The sequence below is a fragment of the Novosphingobium sp. genome, from assembly GCF_025351285.1.
Lineage (GTDB): Bacteria > Pseudomonadota > Alphaproteobacteria > Sphingomonadales > Sphingomonadaceae > Novosphingobium.
In genome coordinates this window covers 1-14,821 of record NZ_JANXWG010000056.1, presented here as the reverse complement: position 1 = coordinate 14,821, position 14,821 = coordinate 1, and the positions used below count along the sequence as shown (strand labels likewise).

Below are 14,821 nucleotides of genomic sequence, written 5' to 3'. Positions count from 1 at the left end.
CCCGCTTGCCGGAGGGGTTGGGGGCGGGCTTTTCTTCCTTGCCTAACCCCGCGGCGCCATCACCAGCACGTGAAAGCTCGCGGGCTCCATCCCCCCACGCCTGGCGCCCGGTGCGGGCGGTCCGAAGCGTGCGGCCGGCAAATACACCCGGCCCGTCGCCGGATCGAACGCCGCCGTGCGCGCGCTCACTTCAGTCGGCACGGCAGCGTCCACCACAGGCTTGCGGCCAAGCATGCGGATTACCGAGAGTGTGCCGCTTTTTCCGCAAGGCACCAGGAAGCGCTTGCGGCCGGCGTCCCAGATCACGGTGTCGGGACCGTCACCGATCGGCAGCAGCGCCACCACCTTGCGCGCGCGCAAGTCGGTCAGCGCAGCCTTGCCGTTGGCGCAGGAACTGAGCGCAAGGCCGCTCGCGGGATCGTAAGCCAGCCCGGTCGGCCCCTCGCACCCGGTCAGCTTGATTACCCCCGCCGCTTTCTTCGTGAGCAAGTTGGCGAACTCGATTTCGTTCGCATCTTCGTTGTTCACGGCGAGCAGGCCGGGCGTGACCAGTACCGGCACTTCGAGCGCGGGCTTGAGCGCGATCCGCCCCACTTCGGCATTCCTGGTCAGGTCGACGATCGAGATTGCGCCTCCCTTGGCCGCCATCACATAAGCGCGGTTGCCGCTGGCCGAAAGGATCACCGCATCGGGATTGGCGGCCACGGGGATGCTGGCGAGTTCCTGGCCGCTGGCCATGTCGATCACGCGGACGGTGTTGTCCTTGCCGCTCGTGACCAGCAGATTGTTGCTGTCGGGGATGGGAACCACGCCGTGTGCGCCTTGCAGTGCGCCGATCGCGCGGACCGTTTCGGGGTGCGCGGGATCGATCACCAGCACGTCCTTGCCGTGCGCGATCAGCAGCAAGTGGTGCGCCGAATCCCAGCTTGCGAAATCCCAGCCACCATCGGGCGCAGCAATCGTGGCAGCCTTGACGAAAGCCGGGCCGGCAGGCGCCGCCAGCGCGGTCGATGCTGCAAGCGCCGCGCCAATTGCCGCGCCTAGCACTTGGGCCTTGATCCCGGTTTTCATCGCGCGAATCCCTTGGTTTTCGACGCGATCCGGCCGCGCCAGGGCAATACATCGCACGCCCCGCGCGCCGCGCAAGTGCTAACTCAGTCCCTGGGAATCCCGGTCAGCCGGATGCCCGCGCCGGGCACCTTGTAACGCTGGTTGAGCGCGATCAGCACGCTCGTCAGCGCCTCGGCGACGACCGAGTTGGCAAGCACGCCGGCATAGAACGCGCCCAGGCCGATCTCGCGCGCAAGCGCCACCACGGTTTCGCCGGCGGCCTTGTCATCGGCGCAGACCAGCACGTCGCAGTCGATCTCGGCATCGAGGTGAACAAGGTGGTGGGCCGAGATGTTCTGGAACGCCGAGACTACGCGCACGTCCACGCCGAGCAGCGTTTGCACCGCGACGACGGCCGAATCGCTTGCCGGCAGTTGCACGCGGGCAACCTTGGGTGGCACCAGCGGGACGGTCACGTCGATCAGGATCTTGCCCGCCAACGCATCGCGCACCGCTTCGACCGTGGCGATTTGCGCGGAATAGGGCACCGCCAGTACCACCAGTTCGCCTGCCCGTGCGGCTGACAGATTGTCGGTGCCGGTTGCGGCTTCGCGGCCCAGTCTGGCGTTGATGTTGGCGGCGGCCTCGGCGGCACGTGCGGGGTCGCGGCTGCCGATTACGACTGTGTGCCCGGCGTTGGCCCAGCGCAGCGCAAGGCCGCTGCCTTCCTTGCCCGCGCCGCCGAGCAGCGCGATTATCAGGCGTGATGGCGTGTCGGTCATGCTTGCAACTCCGGCAATCTGAATTTCCTGGGCTTGGTCTGCACCACCGTAGCCAGCGGCGGTGCGGTTTTGGCTTGCGCGATTTTGGCGAGATCGGCATCGGCATAGCTGGTCAGGCGCGGGCGCGGAATGCGGCCCATGCCGGTGACCAGCGCCTCGATCGCTTCGGCCGGGAACTCCTCGCCGTGGCCGCTGCCCGCGGCGCGGCTGATGCTCTCGTTCATCAAGGTGCCACCCAGATCGTTGGCGCCGCCGTTCAGGCACGCCGCCGCGCCGGCCGGTCCGAGCTTGGTCCAGCTTACCTGCACGTTGGGCACGTGCGGGTGCAAAACCAGCCGCGCAACCGCATGCATCAGCCGCACTTCGCGCCAGCTCGGCCCGGCGCGGGTGCGGCCCTTCATCGCCAGGGGCGCTGCCATGTGGACGAACGGCAGCGGCACGAATTCGCGGATCATGCCGGTCCGCGCGGCCAGATCGCGCACCGCGAGCAAGTGCTTGGCCCAGTGCGCAGGCGTCTCGACATGGCCGAACATGATCGTGGCGTTGGTGGGCAGTCCGACCGAATGCGCGGTCTCGATCACTTTGAGCCATTGCACCGTGGTCAGTTTGTCGGGGCAGATCACCGCGCGCACGTCGTCGCTGAGGATTTCCGCCGCTGTGCCCGGCAGCGAGCCCAGCCCGGCGTCCTTCAACATGGTCAGGTACGCGGCGAGCGGGATGCCCAATGTCTCCGCGCCGTGCCACACCTCCAGCGGCGAAAACGCGTGGACGTGGATGTCCGGCGCGGCGGCCTTGGCGGTGCGCAGGATCGCCAGGTACGTCTCGCCGGTATATGCCGGGTGGATGCCTCCCTGAAGGCACACTTCGCTGGCCCCGCGCGCGGCCGCTTCGGCCACGCGGCGGGCGATCTCGGCATGGTCGAGATCGTAAGGCGTGCCCCGCAGCGCGGCATGGCCACGCCCTTTCGAGAACGCGCAGAACCCGCAGGCATAAGCGCAGATGTTGGTGTAGTTGATGTTGCGGTTGACAACGTAGCTGATCGCCTCGCCGGATACCCGTTGCCGCAGCGCATCGGCGGCGGTGCAAACACGCTCAACGTCGCTTCCGCGCGCCGTGAACAGCGCCTCGACCAGCGCCGCATTGGGCTCGGCACCCGCTTCCAGCGCAGCGAGCGCACCGGCAACCGTCGAGTCTGCAGGGCCGTCGCTGTACCCGTTCAGGAGAACGCACGCCTTCGCATCGCCGCTGTGCCAGCCCGGTTCGCGTCCCCAGCCGTGCGCATCGGCGTGGCGCCGCAGCGCGGGCAGTACCGCCGGATCGAACCAGCGTTCGCTGTCCGCGATCATCGCCGGATAAGCCGGCAGCCGCCGCACCAGCACGCGGCCGCCCCCCGTAACATTGGCGCTGCGGGTTCCCGCATCCAGCCGCGCCAGTTCGGGCCACGGCGCTTCGGGGTTCACATGATCGGGCGTGACTGGCGAGACCCCTCCCCAATCGTTGATCCCCGCCTCGATCAGCCGCGGAAAGTCATCGGCCGACAGGTTGGGCGGCGCCTGGATGTTCATCGCCGGCCCCAGCACCAGCCGCGCCGCCGCGATCGTCCACATGAGGTCCTCGAGATCCGGTTCGGGCGCATTGGCCATCGGCGTGCGGGGCTTGGCGCGGAAGTTCTGGACGATCACTTCCTGGATATGGCCATGCCGCGCCTGAAGATCGGCCAGCACAAACAGCGCATCGAGCCGTTCGCCGCGCGTCTCGCCGATGCCGATCAGCAAGCCGCTGGTGAACGGGATCGACAATTTACCCGCCGCGGCGATCGTGGCAATCCGCGCCGCCGTGTCCTTGTCGGGCGATCGCCAGTGCGGGCCACCGTGATTTGAAAGCCGCGCGGCGGTGGTCTCCAACATCAAGCCCTGGCTGACCGAAACCCGCCGCAACCTGGCCAGATCATCACGCCCCATCACCCCGGCGTTGATGTGCGGCAGCAGCCCAGTCTCGGCCAGCACCGCCGCGCACATCGCCGAAAGGTAGTCGATCGTGCTGGCGTACCCCATCGCATCGAGCGCGGCGCGGGCCGCCGGATGGCGCAGTTCGGGCTTGTCGCCCAGCGTGAACAGCGCTTCGGTACAGCCTTGCGCGGCACCTGCGCGGGCAATCGCCAGCACTTCGTCGCGCGAAAGATAGGCTGCAGCGCCGCGCTCCAGGGGTCGCGAGAACGTGCAGTAATGGCAATAATCGCGGCATAGCTGCGTCAGCGCGATGAACACCTTGGGCGAAAAACTCTGCGCCAGTCCGTGGCCGGCATCGCGCATTGCGCGCGCCTCAGCCAGCAACGCGGCCAACGGAGTTTCGAGCAGGTGCGCGCGCAAGCCTGCGACATCGCTGCTCATGTGCCCATCCGCCGATCCCGATTGACACTGCGCACTGCCAGCCCGCACACGTTGCCGCGCAAGAAGAAGGCCTCCACATGCATTCGCCGGCAAGCACGACGATCACGATCCGCCCGCTCGCCGGGATCGGCGAAGTCGCGCGCGGCTGCGATCTCGGGACGATGCTGGCCGCCGCGATCGAACCGCTCGGCCCCATCGCCGGTGATATCCTGGTGGTAACGCAGAAGATCGTCTCCAAAGCGGAAAACCGCTGGGTTTCATTGGCCACGATAGCCGCAAGCGCCCGCGCGCACCAAATCGCCGCAGCGATCCACAAGGACCCCCGGCTGGTCGAACTGGCGCTGCGTGAAAGCACTGCGGTGGTGCGTGCGGCGCCGGGAGTGCTGATCACACGGCACAAATTGGGGCTGGTCATGGCCAATTCCGGGATCGATGCCTCGAACCTGGGGCCGGGAGGTGGCGAGCAGGACGATCGCGTGCTGCTGCTGCCCGCAGATCCCGACCGCTCGGCCGCAGGCATCGCCGCCTCGATCCTGGCGCGGCTTGGCCTGGAAATGGCCGTGGTCATTTCGGATTCTTTTGGGCGGCCGTGGCGGCATGGCGTCGTCAACGTCGCGAACGGGTGCGCCGGCTTGCCCGCGCTGGTCGACCGGCGTGGTGAACTGGACCGCGACGGGCGGCCGATGCAGATGACGCAAGTCGCGCTGGCAGACCTGATCGCCTCAGCCGCCGGGCTGGCGATGGGCGAGGCCGACGAAGGCATACCGGCCGCGCTGGTTTCGGGGTATCGGCTGCCCGCCGGCAAGCGCCCGGCGGCCGACCTGATCCGCCCCGAAGCCGAGGATCTGTTCCGATGAAAGTCACCGTGCTGACCGGCGGGGTAGGCGGTGCCAAGCTGGTATTGGGGCTGATGCACAGCGCAAAGGTTTCGTCGCTGACCGCCGTGGTGAACACCGGTGACGATTTCCGCCACCTGGGCCTCGCCATCTCTCCCGATATCGACACGCTGCTCTATACGTTGTCGGGCAAGGCCGACCCCGCGCAAGGCTGGGGCCGCGAGAGCAAAACGTGGAGCTTCATGGCGGCGCTGAAGTCACTCGGCGGGCCGGGCTGGTTCAACCTGGGCGATGGCGATCTTGGCTTGCACGTGTGGCGCAGCGCGCGGCTGGCCGAGGGCGCGACGCTGTCGCAAGTGACCGCACAGGCCGCGCGCCTCTGGGGTATTGCGCCGGTCATCCTGCCGATGAGCGACGATCCGGTGGCGACATGGCTCGATACCGAAGCTGGCCCATTGGCGTTCCAGCACTACTTCGTCGAGCAGCAATGCCGTCCCGCCGTGCGCGCGGTCCGTTTCGAGGGCGCGGCCAAGGCTCGGCCCGCGCCGGGGGTGATCGAGGCGATTCTGGCCGCCGATGCCGTGCTGATCGCACCATCGAACCCGTGGCTGTCGGTCGATCCGTTGCTGGCTGTGCCGGGCATCGCCGCTGCGCTGCGCGAAACCCGCGCGCCGGTGGTGGCGGTCTCGCCGCTGGTCGGTGGCAAGGCGGTCAAGGGGCCGACTTCGAAGATGATGGCCGAACTGGGCCTGGAGCCCGACAATGCCGCCATCGCCGCGCACTATGGGCCGGTGATCGATGCCATGCTCCATGACGGATCGGATGCTGCGCCGCCCGGCCTGCCAGCGCGCGCCGCATCGACGCTGATGACGACGCTGGCGGACAAAGTGCGCGTGGCCGATGAAGCGCTGACGCTTGCCGGCACAGTCGCATGATGATCGTCCGGCAGGCGCTATGACCCATTGGCACGCAATCGTGCCGTTCCGCGCCGGGGCGAAAACCCGGCTGGCGGAACGGCTCGACGCGCCGTCCCGCGCGGCGCTGGCTGAAGCGATGGCGGCGCATGTGCTGGAAACGCTCGGTCGCTGCCCGTCGATCGGGTCGCTCACCCTGCTGGCGCCGGTCCGGCCCGCGTTCGCGTCGGAAGGCACGGGTTTGATCGTCGACAAGGGGCACGGGCTGAATGCGGAGCTAGCCGCCGCCCTGGCCAGAGCCAGGCATGTCCTGATAATCCATGCCGATCTGCCGCTGGCAGCCCCCGACGATATCGCTGTGCTGATCGACGCAGCCGCCGGGGCCGGCGCGGCAATCGCGCCCGATCATGCGCGCACCGGCACCAATGCGCTCGCGTTCATCGATGCGAACGGCTTGCTACCCGCATTCGGCCCGGACAGCTTTGCATTGCACCGCGCTTTGCTGCCCGATGCGGCAGTTGTGGAACGGCCCGGTCTGGCGCTCGATATCGACACCCCCGAAGACCTCGACCGCGCGATTGCGGCAGGGCTGCTGCTTCCGGCCATCGCCGACCAGATGTGACCGGACCGGCTCCGCAATCGGGAGAGGAACCGGATTCCCTTACAGACCGGCCGCCGTCAGCGCGCGATCGAGGTCCTCGATCACATCCTGCGGGTCTTCCAGCCCGACATTGAGCCGCAGCATCCCTTCGGCCACACCCATGTCAGCGCGCGCTTCGGGCCCGACCGAATGGTGCGTGGTCGACGCCGGGTGGCACATTAGCGAGCGCGAATCGCCGATGTTGTTCGAAATATCGACCAGCGTCAGCGCATCGAGCAGCGCGTGCGCCTGAGCGCGGCCGCCATCGAGCACCAGGCTGAAGATCGATCCGCACGCAGCCATCTGGCTCATTGCCAGGTTGTGCTGCGGATGGCTGGCAAGGCCGGGGTGAAGGATTTTCGGAACGCGGCTTTCGACGAACTTGCCCACTTTCATCGCGTTCTCGCTCTGCCTTTGAACGCGCAGATCGAGCGTTTCCAGCCCCTTGAGCACAACCCAGGCATTGAACGGCGACAAGTTCGGCCCGGTATTGCGCTGGAACGGCAGCAGCTTGTCGTTGATGAATTCTGCGCTTCCGCAAACCGCGCCCGCCAGCACGCGCCCCTGCCCGTCCATCAGCTTGGTGGCGGAATAGGCCACTACATCGGCCCCGAATTCGAGCGGGCGCTGGAGCGCGCTGGTGCAGAACGCGTTGTCGACCACGGTGGTGATGCCGTGCGCTTTCGCCAGTCCGCACACGAATGCCAGATCGACGATGTCCATCGTCGGGTTGGCCGGCGTTTCGAAGAAGAACACTTTGGTGTTGGGCCGAATTGCGGCTTCCCAGGCGTGGTTGTCGCGCGCGTCGATCACCGTGGTTTCGATCCCGAAGCGCGGGCACAGGCTGTCGATCAGCCAGCGGCACGATCCGAACGCGGCCTTGGCGGCGACGATGTGGTCTCCGGCCGAAAGCTGGCACAGCAGCGCCGCGGTCATCGCCGCCATGCCGGTAGCCTGGGTGCGGCACGCCTCTGCGCCTTCGAGCAGTGCAATGCGTTCTTCAAGCATCTGCACGGTGGGATTCTGCAGGCGTGAATAGGTCATGCCCGAATCTTCGCCGCGGAATCGCGCGGCCACGGTCTCGGCATCGTCGTACGAATAACCAGAGGTGAGGAACAATGCCTCGCTCGTCTCGCCCATTTCCGAACGCCAGGTGCCGCCGCGAATCGCGCGGGTTGCTGGGCGCCAATTGGCGGTGATCGAACGGTCCTGGCCGGCTGTGCGTTTCATGGGCTTGCCTCTATGCAAGCCGGCGCAGCCGCGCAAGCGGGTCGAAAGTACCGCAGCGTTGCGGGCGGCGCGGCGAGCGCATAAGGCTGGCGCCGATCATGGAACACCCGCAGCAAGATACCGGCATCGAAAGCTTCCCTGCCGTGGCCGTGGGCGGAACGATGGCGCGGCGCGATCCGTGGCACTGGTGCCTGGCGATCACAGCCGCGTTTTTCGTCGTGGTGCTGCACCGGCTGGCGATCCCGTCGAACCCGATGTTCGACGAAATTCACTACCTTCCCGCCATCCGCCACCTGCTCGCGCTGTCCAATCCTGTGAACCAGGAGCATCCACTGGTCGCCAAGGAGGCAATGGCGCTGGGCTTTGCGCTGTTCGGCGACAACGCGTTCGGGTGGCGCATCGTCAATGCCGTGCTGGGGACGGTGGGGCTTTACGCTGCGATCCGCGCGATGTGGTGGGCGAGCCTTTCGCGCAGCACCACGTTGCTGTTCGGCGCTTTCCTAGCGACCAATTTCGTGTGGTTCATCCTCAGCCGCATCGCGATGCTCGACATGACGATGGCCGCCGCGCTGGCTTGCGCGTTCTGGCAATGCGCATTGGCGTGCCGAAAGCCGGGGCGCGGGCGGCTGCATCTGGCGCTGGCCGGGCTGTTTCTGGGGCTGTCGCTGGGGGCCAAGTGGAACGGCATTCCGCTCGCGGTGCTGCCCGGGATCGGCTTTGCGATCGCACGCTGGCGGGCAGTGGAGGGCGATTTCGGCGCTCGCAAACTGCGCGGCTGGCTGACTCAGCGAAACGCAGCGCCGGTGCACGGCGTGTCGCTGATCGAGGCCGCGTTGTGGCTCGGTTCGCTGCCGTTGTTCGTCTATTTCGTCAGCTTTGCGCCGATGTTCCTGTACCACACCGGGCACCTGAACAGCCCCACGCAACTGCTGCCGTACCAGCAGACGATGCTGCGATTGCAGGACAGCGTGGTCAAACCGCACCGCTATATGAGCCACTGGTGGCAGTGGATGTTCAACTTGCGGCCGATCTGGTTCCTGTACCAGAATGTCGACGGCGCGCAGCGCGCGGTGCTGATGATGGGCAATCCGTTCACGATGCTGGCCGCCCTCCCCGCGCTGGCGCTGTGCGCGTGGGACGGGGTTCGCCGGGCCGATCGGCTGCGATTGGCACTGGTGGTGCTGTACGTGGCGTCGCTGATCTTCTGGGCCATCAACGGCAAGCCGGTGCAGTTCTATTACCACTACCTGCTTGCCAGCGTGTTTGCCGCTGCCGCGCTGGCGGTGGTGGTGGGCGCGTGGTGGGACCGCGGTTTTCGTTGGCCGGTAGCGGTGTCGCTGTTGGCTGCGCTGGGCATGTTCGTGGGGTTTTACCCGATCATCTCGGCCGGCGCGCTGGCAGGCAAGCTGAGCTACCTGGACTGGATGTGGCTCAATAGCTGGCGTTAGCCGGCCTTGGCCTGGCCTGCGGCGGCTTCGAGCGCAGCCACGCGGGCCTTCAGCGCTTCGGCTTCTTCACGCGCGGTGGCGGCCATGGCCTTGACCGCGTCGAACTCCTCGCGGCTGACGAAATCGAGCCCGCCAAGCGCTTCGCGCGCGCGTTCCCGCACGTTCGATCCGGCTTCACGCCCCATGCCCGCCAGCGTGCCGGCGGCGCTGTTGATCAGCTTGGAGATGTCGGCAATGATCGGGTTTTCGCTTTGCATGGGACTTGGCCTTCGTGATTGGTTGAGCGCGAAATGGGGCTGGAACGCCGCAATGGCAAGACCGCATCAGATCGCGATACGCACCGCCGCGCCGGAAACCTGCTTGCCATCGGCGTTGCGGTTCAATTCGAGGAACTGCCAGTTGAGGAACCCCGCAAACACCACCCACGCCAGGTAAGGCGCCAGCAGCCACGCTGCCGATTTCCGCACCCGCGCAAACAGCGCGATCGTGGCGATGATCGCCAACGCCATCAAACCGATTACGATCAGCCCGCCGGTCAACTGATGGCCGCCGAAAAACACCTGGCTCCACGCGAGATTGAGCGCCATCTGCACCACGAACGCGATCACCGCCACACCCCGGCCCGCAGCACCCGAAGCCGACAGGATTAGCGCCAGTGCCAGCCCCATCAGCACATACAGCGTGCTCCACACGATCGGGAACACGATCGGCGGCGGGTTGATCGCGGGCTTGACCAATGCATCATACCACGCGTTGCCCGGCCCGCTGCCCGACGTCATGCTCGCCAGGAAACCGAGCGCGAGGATCAGCGGAACCGTAACCAGCGACCAGCGGATCAGTGACCCACGCAATTGCGCGGGCGAAGCAAGATATCTCATCGACCGTTCGGCCCTTTTTTGGCAGCTGTATGGCAGCGCGTGCTGACCCGAATCGACCGGAGTGTGGCGGTCCTGTGCCGGTGTGGCAACACGCGAGGGCCCACGCAATCGTGCCGCCCCATAATGGAGCCATCCGCGCCCCTGTCGGCGGGGTCAGCCGGCGCGGTCAACCGCGACGCGCGGCGATCAGGAATTCGACATTGCCCTCGGGTCCGGTGATCGGGCTGGGCACCACGCCTTCGACAGTCCATCCGCCCGCTTCCAGCCAGCCGCGGACATCGTCGCAAACACGCGCGTGCAGCGCGGGATCACGGACCACCCCGCCCTTGCCGACTTCGGCCTTGCCTACTTCGAACTGCGGCTTGATCAGCGCGACCAGCACCGACGGACGCGCCGCCAGCCCAAGCGGCACTTCGAGCACTTTGGCCAGTGAGATGAAGCTGGCATCGCACACGATCCAGTGCGGTCGAGAAACCAGAGGCCGGTCGATCTGCGCCGGCGTCAGCAAACGCGCGCTGGTCTGTTCGAGCACGGTCACGCGCGGATCGCTGCGCAGCTTCCACGCGAGCTGGTTGGTCCCCGAATCGACCGCGAAGACGTGGGCAGCGCCCCGGTTCAGCAGCACGTCGGTGAAGCCCCCTGTAGAACTGCCGATATCCATCGCGGTGATGCCGGCTGGATCGAGCGCGAAGTGATCGAGCGCGTGCGCCAGCTTGATCCCGCCGCGCGAAACCCACGGATGATCGCGCCCGCGCACATCCAGCGCAGCGTCGACCGGCACCGTCTGCCCCGGCTTGGTGATCTTGCTTTCGCCCACGTAGACCAGCCCCGCCAGAATCAGCGCCTGCGCGCGGGTGCGGCTTTCGGCGAGGCCGCGATCGACCAGAAGCTGGTCAACACGCGCCTTGCCGGCCTTCGCAGCCTGCTTTCCGGGCGCTTTGTCGGGTGGCGGGGTTGAGGTCATGGCCGCTTGATCCCATAGCCGGGGCATGAAGATCAACCATGCGCACCATTCCGTCCCCCGCGACCCGAAGTTGAGCCGCATCAGTCGTGGCACTTTTGTGCTGACGGGCGTGGTGACGATTGCGCTGGCGGGCTGCGTTTCGCAGCGCGCAGCGCCTCCACCGCGCGTGATGCCGCAACCCGCACCGATGGCGCGTCCCGCGCCGGCGCCCCTCGTACAAGGGCCAACCGACTGGCGCGACCGGCCGCTGACTGCCGGCGACTGGAGCTATCGCACACTGGCCAGCGGGTCGATCGCGCGGTTCAGCGATAGCACGGGAATCGGGCTGGCCGCGATCACGTGCAACCTGAGTCAACGGATCGTGACCGTCAGTCGCAGTGCGCCCAACCCCACCGTGGGACCACAGGCATCGGTGCCGCTGACGCTGGTCACCACCGCGCAGCAGCACCCTTTCAATGCCGTGGTTGCAGCTAATCCGGGGCAATTCGGGCCGAGCCTGGTGGTGAGTTTCGCAGTTCGCGATGCCACGCTCGACGACCTGGCGTTCAGCCGCGGGCGCTTTGCGATCGAGGCTAACGGGCAGCCAACGCTGATCCTGCCCGCGTGGGAGGAAGTGGGCCGCGTGATCGAGGATTGCCGGTAGAATATTCGAGCTGGCGCCCGTTGGATTCGGGCCCGCGATTTAGCGCCAAGCTCCGATTGTGACGTGAAACTTTTTCAATGCAAGACTTGTTGTTGCAGCGCACCTGATTCACAAGGTGTGCAGGCCGGACGGTTGCTCGCGATCTTCCGGCCAAGCCATCCGCAAAGGTGGCACTTGGCTCAACAGCGCGAAAGGAGGTGATCCGATGTCTCATGGTTCAGCACAGAGGTCGGACTTCCGCTACGTAAAGCATTATCGCTGAGATGATTTTGACGCGATAGAGGCTTCGTAAGCGGCACTTCCTGCCGCTGACCATGCGAAGGGCCGCATCCGGTTTCCGGGCGCGGCCCTTCACATTTTTGGGGCCTTCACTTAGCCTTAAGCCGAACTTTCTGTTTATGTCCGATCTATTGATCTACGCGCAATTATAGTTCAAGGACGCGCGATCCGGTCGCGACATGCGGCCCGCTACAAGGACACTTCCCGATGGCGACCATCGCCGCAGCCGAAATCGCATTCAGCCGTCAGCCCCACCCTGCCCCCACGCCTGCCAGCGATCGCGCGGCGGTGCTGGCTGATCCCGGCTTCGGCAAGGCGTTCTCGGACCACATGGTCTCGATCGAATGGGACGAATCGCTTGGCTGGCACAGCGCCACCGTCGGCCCGCGCGAACCGATCCTCCTCGATCCCGCTTGCGCGGTGCTGCACTATGCGCAGGAGATCTTTGAAGGGTTGAAGGCATACAAGACAGCCGATGACGGCATCGCACTGTTCCGGCCCGAGGCCAATGCGCGGCGCTTCAATGCCTCGGCCGCGCGGCTGGCGATGCCCGAAATGCCCGAGGACACCTTCGTCCAGGCGGTCACCGAACTCGTGCTGGCCGATCGCGAGTGGTTTCCCCCGGTCGACGGCGGCTCGCTTTATCTGCGCCCGTTCATGTTCGCCAGCGAGGCGTTCCTGGGCGTGCGGCCGGCCAGGCAGTACAAGTTCCTGGTCATCGCGAGCCCTGCAGGCAATTACTTCAAGTCGGGCGCACCGGCGGTGTCGATCTGGTTGTCGAGCGATTACACCCGCGCCGCGCCGGGCGGCACCGGCGCGGCCAAGTGCGGCGGCAATTACGCCGCCAGCCTGGTCCCGCAAGCCGATGCGATCGCGCGCGGGCACGACCAGGTCGTGTTTCTCGACGCAGCCGAGCGCAAGTGGATCGAGGAACTGGGCGGCATGAACCTGTTCTTCGTCAAGGCGGACGGCTCGCTGATCACCCCGCCGCTGTCGGGCACGATCCTGCCCGGCATCACCCGCGACAGCCTGCTCGCGCTCGCCGCCGACGAGGGGCTGACCGTGCGCGAGGAGCGCTATGCCTTCGACCAGTGGCGCGCCGATGCCGCATCGGGCGCGCTGCTCGAAACCTTCGCTTGCGGCACCGCTGCGGTGGTGACCGCTGTAGGCGAGGTGGCCGGACACTTCGGCGAATTTACCGTGGGTTCGGGCGGGCCGGGCCAGTTGACGCAGAAGCTGCGCCAGCAACTGGTCGCGATCCAACGCGGCGAAGCGCCCGATCCGCACGGATGGGTCAAGCGCATCGCCTGACTTTATGGCGCACGCAGCAGTGAGCGGTTGACGCTCAACGCGGTTTTTGTGCGCTGTCACCTTCGCCTCCCGGATTGCCTGGCAACGCGACTGATCGAGCACGCTGAGCCAGCGCAAAAGCGCGGAGTTGTCGCGTTTTGGCGCGATCCAAACGTGCAGCCGGCCGCGCAGGACCACGCGCAGCAGGCCCCCAAATGCGCCCTGTCGCTGCGCGCCGAGCGTGATCTTCCGTTCTGGAGCAATCGCCCCCCAATTGCGCCGCGCACGCGTGGCCACCGCGCGAATGCCGCAGTGCGCGTGCTGTGCTGGCATGGGAGGGATGCGGAGGGCGTCATCGCGCAGGATAAGCCACACTTCGCGCAAGTAGGAAAGTTCCGGCTCGCACCTTCCTGCAACCGACAACCCGGGCTCACCCCGGGGGTCCCGCTGCTTTCAAACGGTGGAGGGGACGACCGCTACTTGTGTACTCGCTGCAAAACGTGGCCGCTCCGGAAACGACCACATACGGAGCCTGCAGCAACCTTTGGCGTTTCTTGTCACCAGCCAATCAACTTGCCGGTTCCCCCGTATTCGGCAGGAAAGTCGCGATAGTGCGGCAAAGCATCCAGCGCAGGAGCGACGGCATAGAGGCAATGAAAATGCGCGCTCGGCGTAAATCGACCCGCTGGCAAGAGTGATGCGTTGACGCCACGGAATGGCGATCCGTCTTGCTCGCCGTAAAGGTGCGAGCCGCAAGCTGAGCAGATAACCATCGTGCGGGTGCGGTTCAGCCATTCTCTGGTTTCGCCGCAGCGAACTGAAACCGCACTTCGCGGAAAGATTGCGCGCGGCACATAGGCCGCTCCGTGCGCTCGCTGACAGTCGTCACAGTGACAATAGACCTGCGCCAACGGCTCATCTGAAAGTTCGAGTACTACCGTCCCACAGGCGCACACGGCTTCCATCACCCGATCCTCCAATGGCCTCGCGTCAGCTTACCAGATCCAACCACAAAAAGCAGTCGGACAATTAGCCACGCCGTTGTTTCCGTAGCGCCGACCAGACCTGAAAGCCGCCCTTCGTTGCAAGCGTGAACGAAGGGTTGCTTGGCTCCAATCTGCAACACAAGTGCCGCTGCCGGACACGACATTGCCGACTCTCAGCCCCCCCTCGAACCGCGAGCGTCGCCAGCCCCAGCCACCGCTCGTCGCCCCGTGCTTGACTCTGGGCTTGGCTAAGCTTCCGCGCCACCTTCCGGAAGCAGTTGGTGCGTGCTGCAGAGAAGGAAAGCCGAGCCCCGCAGCGAGTGCGGGCGACGAGGAGGGGGGTGGGATGCGCGGCCCCCTCGCCGACAAATCTCGTCGTGGCGCTTTCCCTTTCTCGCATTTGCAGCATAGGATGGCTTGTGTAGCGCGACGGGAAGGAACCGCGATGGGGCTGATGGCGAAATGGGGCGTGGCCGAGCAGTGGGGCGGGC

Annotated in this window: 14 protein-coding genes; 6 read left to right on the top strand and 8 right to left on the bottom strand. The window is 66.3% G+C overall.

All coding sequences use genetic code 11. From position 1 onward, the window contains the following. Positions 1-42 precede the first annotated feature (42 nt). From Q0R16_RS06860 to cofH, 3 genes are all read right to left on the bottom strand, one after another. Positions 43-1,071 (bottom strand): YncE family protein, encoded by a 1,029-nt coding sequence (locus Q0R16_RS06860; RefSeq protein WP_295634020.1) that lies wholly within the window; start codon positions 1,069-1,071, stop codon positions 43-45. An 83-nt stretch (positions 1,072-1,154) separates the two neighbouring features. Further along, positions 1,155-1,832: an NADPH-dependent F420 reductase gene (gene npdG / locus Q0R16_RS06855; RefSeq protein ID WP_295634018.1), complete on the bottom strand. Its 678-nt coding sequence runs from the start codon at positions 1,830-1,832 to the stop codon at positions 1,155-1,157. Beyond that, complete coding sequence (gene cofH / locus Q0R16_RS06850) at positions 1,829-4,222, bottom strand: 5-amino-6-(D-ribitylamino)uracil--L-tyrosine 4-hydroxyphenyl transferase CofH (RefSeq protein WP_295634015.1); 2,394 nt, start codon at positions 4,220-4,222, stop codon at positions 1,829-1,831. Before cofH ends, npdG begins: the two co-directional genes overlap by 4 nt. A 77-nt stretch (positions 4,223-4,299) precedes the next feature. Here cofH and cofE point away from each other — a divergent pair, with 77 nt between their 5' ends. From cofE to cofC, 3 genes are read left to right on the top strand one after another with little or no spacing between them, the layout of a single operon-like run. Continuing rightward, positions 4,300-5,079, top strand: a complete 780-nt coding sequence (gene cofE, locus Q0R16_RS06845; RefSeq protein ID WP_295634012.1) for a coenzyme F420-0:L-glutamate ligase — start codon at positions 4,300-4,302, stop codon at positions 5,077-5,079. After that, on the top strand, positions 5,076-5,993 hold the full coding sequence (cofD, locus tag Q0R16_RS06840; RefSeq protein WP_295634009.1) for a 2-phospho-L-lactate transferase: 918 nt from the start codon (positions 5,076-5,078) through the stop codon (positions 5,991-5,993). The genes cofE and cofD overlap by 4 nt, the downstream gene beginning before the upstream one ends. A 19-nt stretch (positions 5,994-6,012) precedes the next feature. Beyond that, positions 6,013-6,594 carry a 2-phospho-L-lactate guanylyltransferase gene (gene cofC / locus Q0R16_RS06835; RefSeq protein ID WP_295634007.1) on the top strand — a complete coding sequence of 194 codons (582 nt, stop codon included), beginning with the start codon at positions 6,013-6,015 and terminating at the stop codon, positions 6,592-6,594. A 39-nt stretch (positions 6,595-6,633) separates the two neighbouring features. Here cofC and Q0R16_RS06830 read toward each other — a convergent pair whose 3' ends face one another. Then, on the bottom strand, positions 6,634-7,842 hold the full coding sequence (locus tag Q0R16_RS06830; protein WP_295634003.1) for an aminotransferase class I/II-fold pyridoxal phosphate-dependent enzyme: 1,209 nt from the start codon (positions 7,840-7,842) through the stop codon (positions 6,634-6,636). Positions 7,843-7,940: 98 nt separating this feature from the next. Here Q0R16_RS06830 and Q0R16_RS06825 point away from each other — a divergent pair, with 98 nt between their 5' ends. Further along, entirely contained in the window at positions 7,941-9,290 is a 1,350-nt protein-coding gene (locus Q0R16_RS06825; protein WP_295634000.1) for a phospholipid carrier-dependent glycosyltransferase, read from the top strand. Here Q0R16_RS06825 and Q0R16_RS06820 read toward each other — a convergent pair. The 3 genes from Q0R16_RS06820 to Q0R16_RS06810 form a co-directional block, all read right to left on the bottom strand. After that, positions 9,287-9,547, bottom strand: a complete 261-nt coding sequence (locus tag Q0R16_RS06820; RefSeq protein WP_295633997.1) for an accessory factor UbiK family protein — start codon at positions 9,545-9,547, stop codon at positions 9,287-9,289. The two genes, Q0R16_RS06825 and Q0R16_RS06820, sit on opposite strands and share 4 nt — an antisense overlap. A 66-nt stretch (positions 9,548-9,613) precedes the next feature. Beyond that, positions 9,614-10,168: a TspO/MBR family protein gene (locus Q0R16_RS06815; protein ID WP_295633995.1), complete on the bottom strand. Its 555-nt coding sequence runs from the start codon at positions 10,166-10,168 to the stop codon at positions 9,614-9,616. Positions 10,169-10,334: 166 nt separating this feature from the next. Further along, entirely contained in the window at positions 10,335-11,132 is a 798-nt protein-coding gene (locus Q0R16_RS06810) for a TlyA family RNA methyltransferase (protein WP_295633993.1), read from the bottom strand. Between the two features lie 25 nt (positions 11,133-11,157). Between Q0R16_RS06810 and Q0R16_RS06805 the strand changes: the two genes are divergently transcribed. Both Q0R16_RS06805 and Q0R16_RS06800 read left to right on the top strand, forming a co-directional pair. Next, positions 11,158-11,775 carry a hypothetical protein gene (locus tag Q0R16_RS06805; RefSeq protein ID WP_295633990.1) on the top strand — a complete coding sequence of 206 codons (618 nt, stop codon included), beginning with the start codon at positions 11,158-11,160 and terminating at the stop codon, positions 11,773-11,775. A 486-nt stretch (positions 11,776-12,261) separates the two neighbouring features. Beyond that, positions 12,262-13,365 carry a branched-chain amino acid aminotransferase gene (locus Q0R16_RS06800; RefSeq protein ID WP_295633987.1) on the top strand — a complete coding sequence of 368 codons (1,104 nt, stop codon included), beginning with the start codon at positions 12,262-12,264 and terminating at the stop codon, positions 13,363-13,365. A 536-nt stretch (positions 13,366-13,901) separates the two neighbouring features. On the opposite strand, the gene Q0R16_RS06795 is transcribed toward Q0R16_RS06800, so the two are convergent. Continuing rightward, positions 13,902-14,309: a GFA family protein gene (locus tag Q0R16_RS06795; protein WP_295633984.1), complete on the bottom strand. Its 408-nt coding sequence runs from the start codon at positions 14,307-14,309 to the stop codon at positions 13,902-13,904. Positions 14,310-14,821: the final 512 nt, after the last annotated feature.

Coding starts and splice junctions, on each gene's coding strand:
- Q0R16_RS06860 (WP_295634020.1), bottom strand. CDS start 1,071: ATGAAAACCGGGATCAAGGCCCAAGTGCTAGGCGCGGCAATTGGCGCG.
- npdG (WP_295634018.1), bottom strand. CDS start 1,832: ATGACCGACACGCCATCACGCCTGATAATCGCGCTGCTCGGCGGCGCG.
- cofH (WP_295634015.1), bottom strand. CDS start 4,222: ATGAGCAGCGATGTCGCAGGCTTGCGCGCGCACCTGCTCGAAACTCCG.
- cofE (WP_295634012.1), top strand. CDS start 4,300: ATGCATTCGCCGGCAAGCACGACGATCACGATCCGCCCGCTCGCCGGG.
- cofD (WP_295634009.1), top strand. CDS start 5,076: ATGAAAGTCACCGTGCTGACCGGCGGGGTAGGCGGTGCCAAGCTGGTA.
- cofC (WP_295634007.1), top strand. CDS start 6,013: ATGACCCATTGGCACGCAATCGTGCCGTTCCGCGCCGGGGCGAAAACC.
- Q0R16_RS06830 (WP_295634003.1), bottom strand. CDS start 7,842: ATGAAACGCACAGCCGGCCAGGACCGTTCGATCACCGCCAATTGGCGC.
- Q0R16_RS06825 (WP_295634000.1), top strand. CDS start 7,941: ATGGAACACCCGCAGCAAGATACCGGCATCGAAAGCTTCCCTGCCGTG.
- Q0R16_RS06820 (WP_295633997.1), bottom strand. CDS start 9,547: ATGCAAAGCGAAAACCCGATCATTGCCGACATCTCCAAGCTGATCAAC.
- Q0R16_RS06815 (WP_295633995.1), bottom strand. CDS start 10,168: ATGAGATATCTTGCTTCGCCCGCGCAATTGCGTGGGTCACTGATCCGC.
- Q0R16_RS06810 (WP_295633993.1), bottom strand. CDS start 11,132: ATGACCTCAACCCCGCCACCCGACAAAGCGCCCGGAAAGCAGGCTGCG.
- Q0R16_RS06805 (WP_295633990.1), top strand. CDS start 11,158: ATGAAGATCAACCATGCGCACCATTCCGTCCCCCGCGACCCGAAGTTG.
- Q0R16_RS06800 (WP_295633987.1), top strand. CDS start 12,262: ATGGCGACCATCGCCGCAGCCGAAATCGCATTCAGCCGTCAGCCCCAC.
- Q0R16_RS06795 (WP_295633984.1), bottom strand. CDS start 14,309: ATGGAAGCCGTGTGCGCCTGTGGGACGGTAGTACTCGAACTTTCAGAT.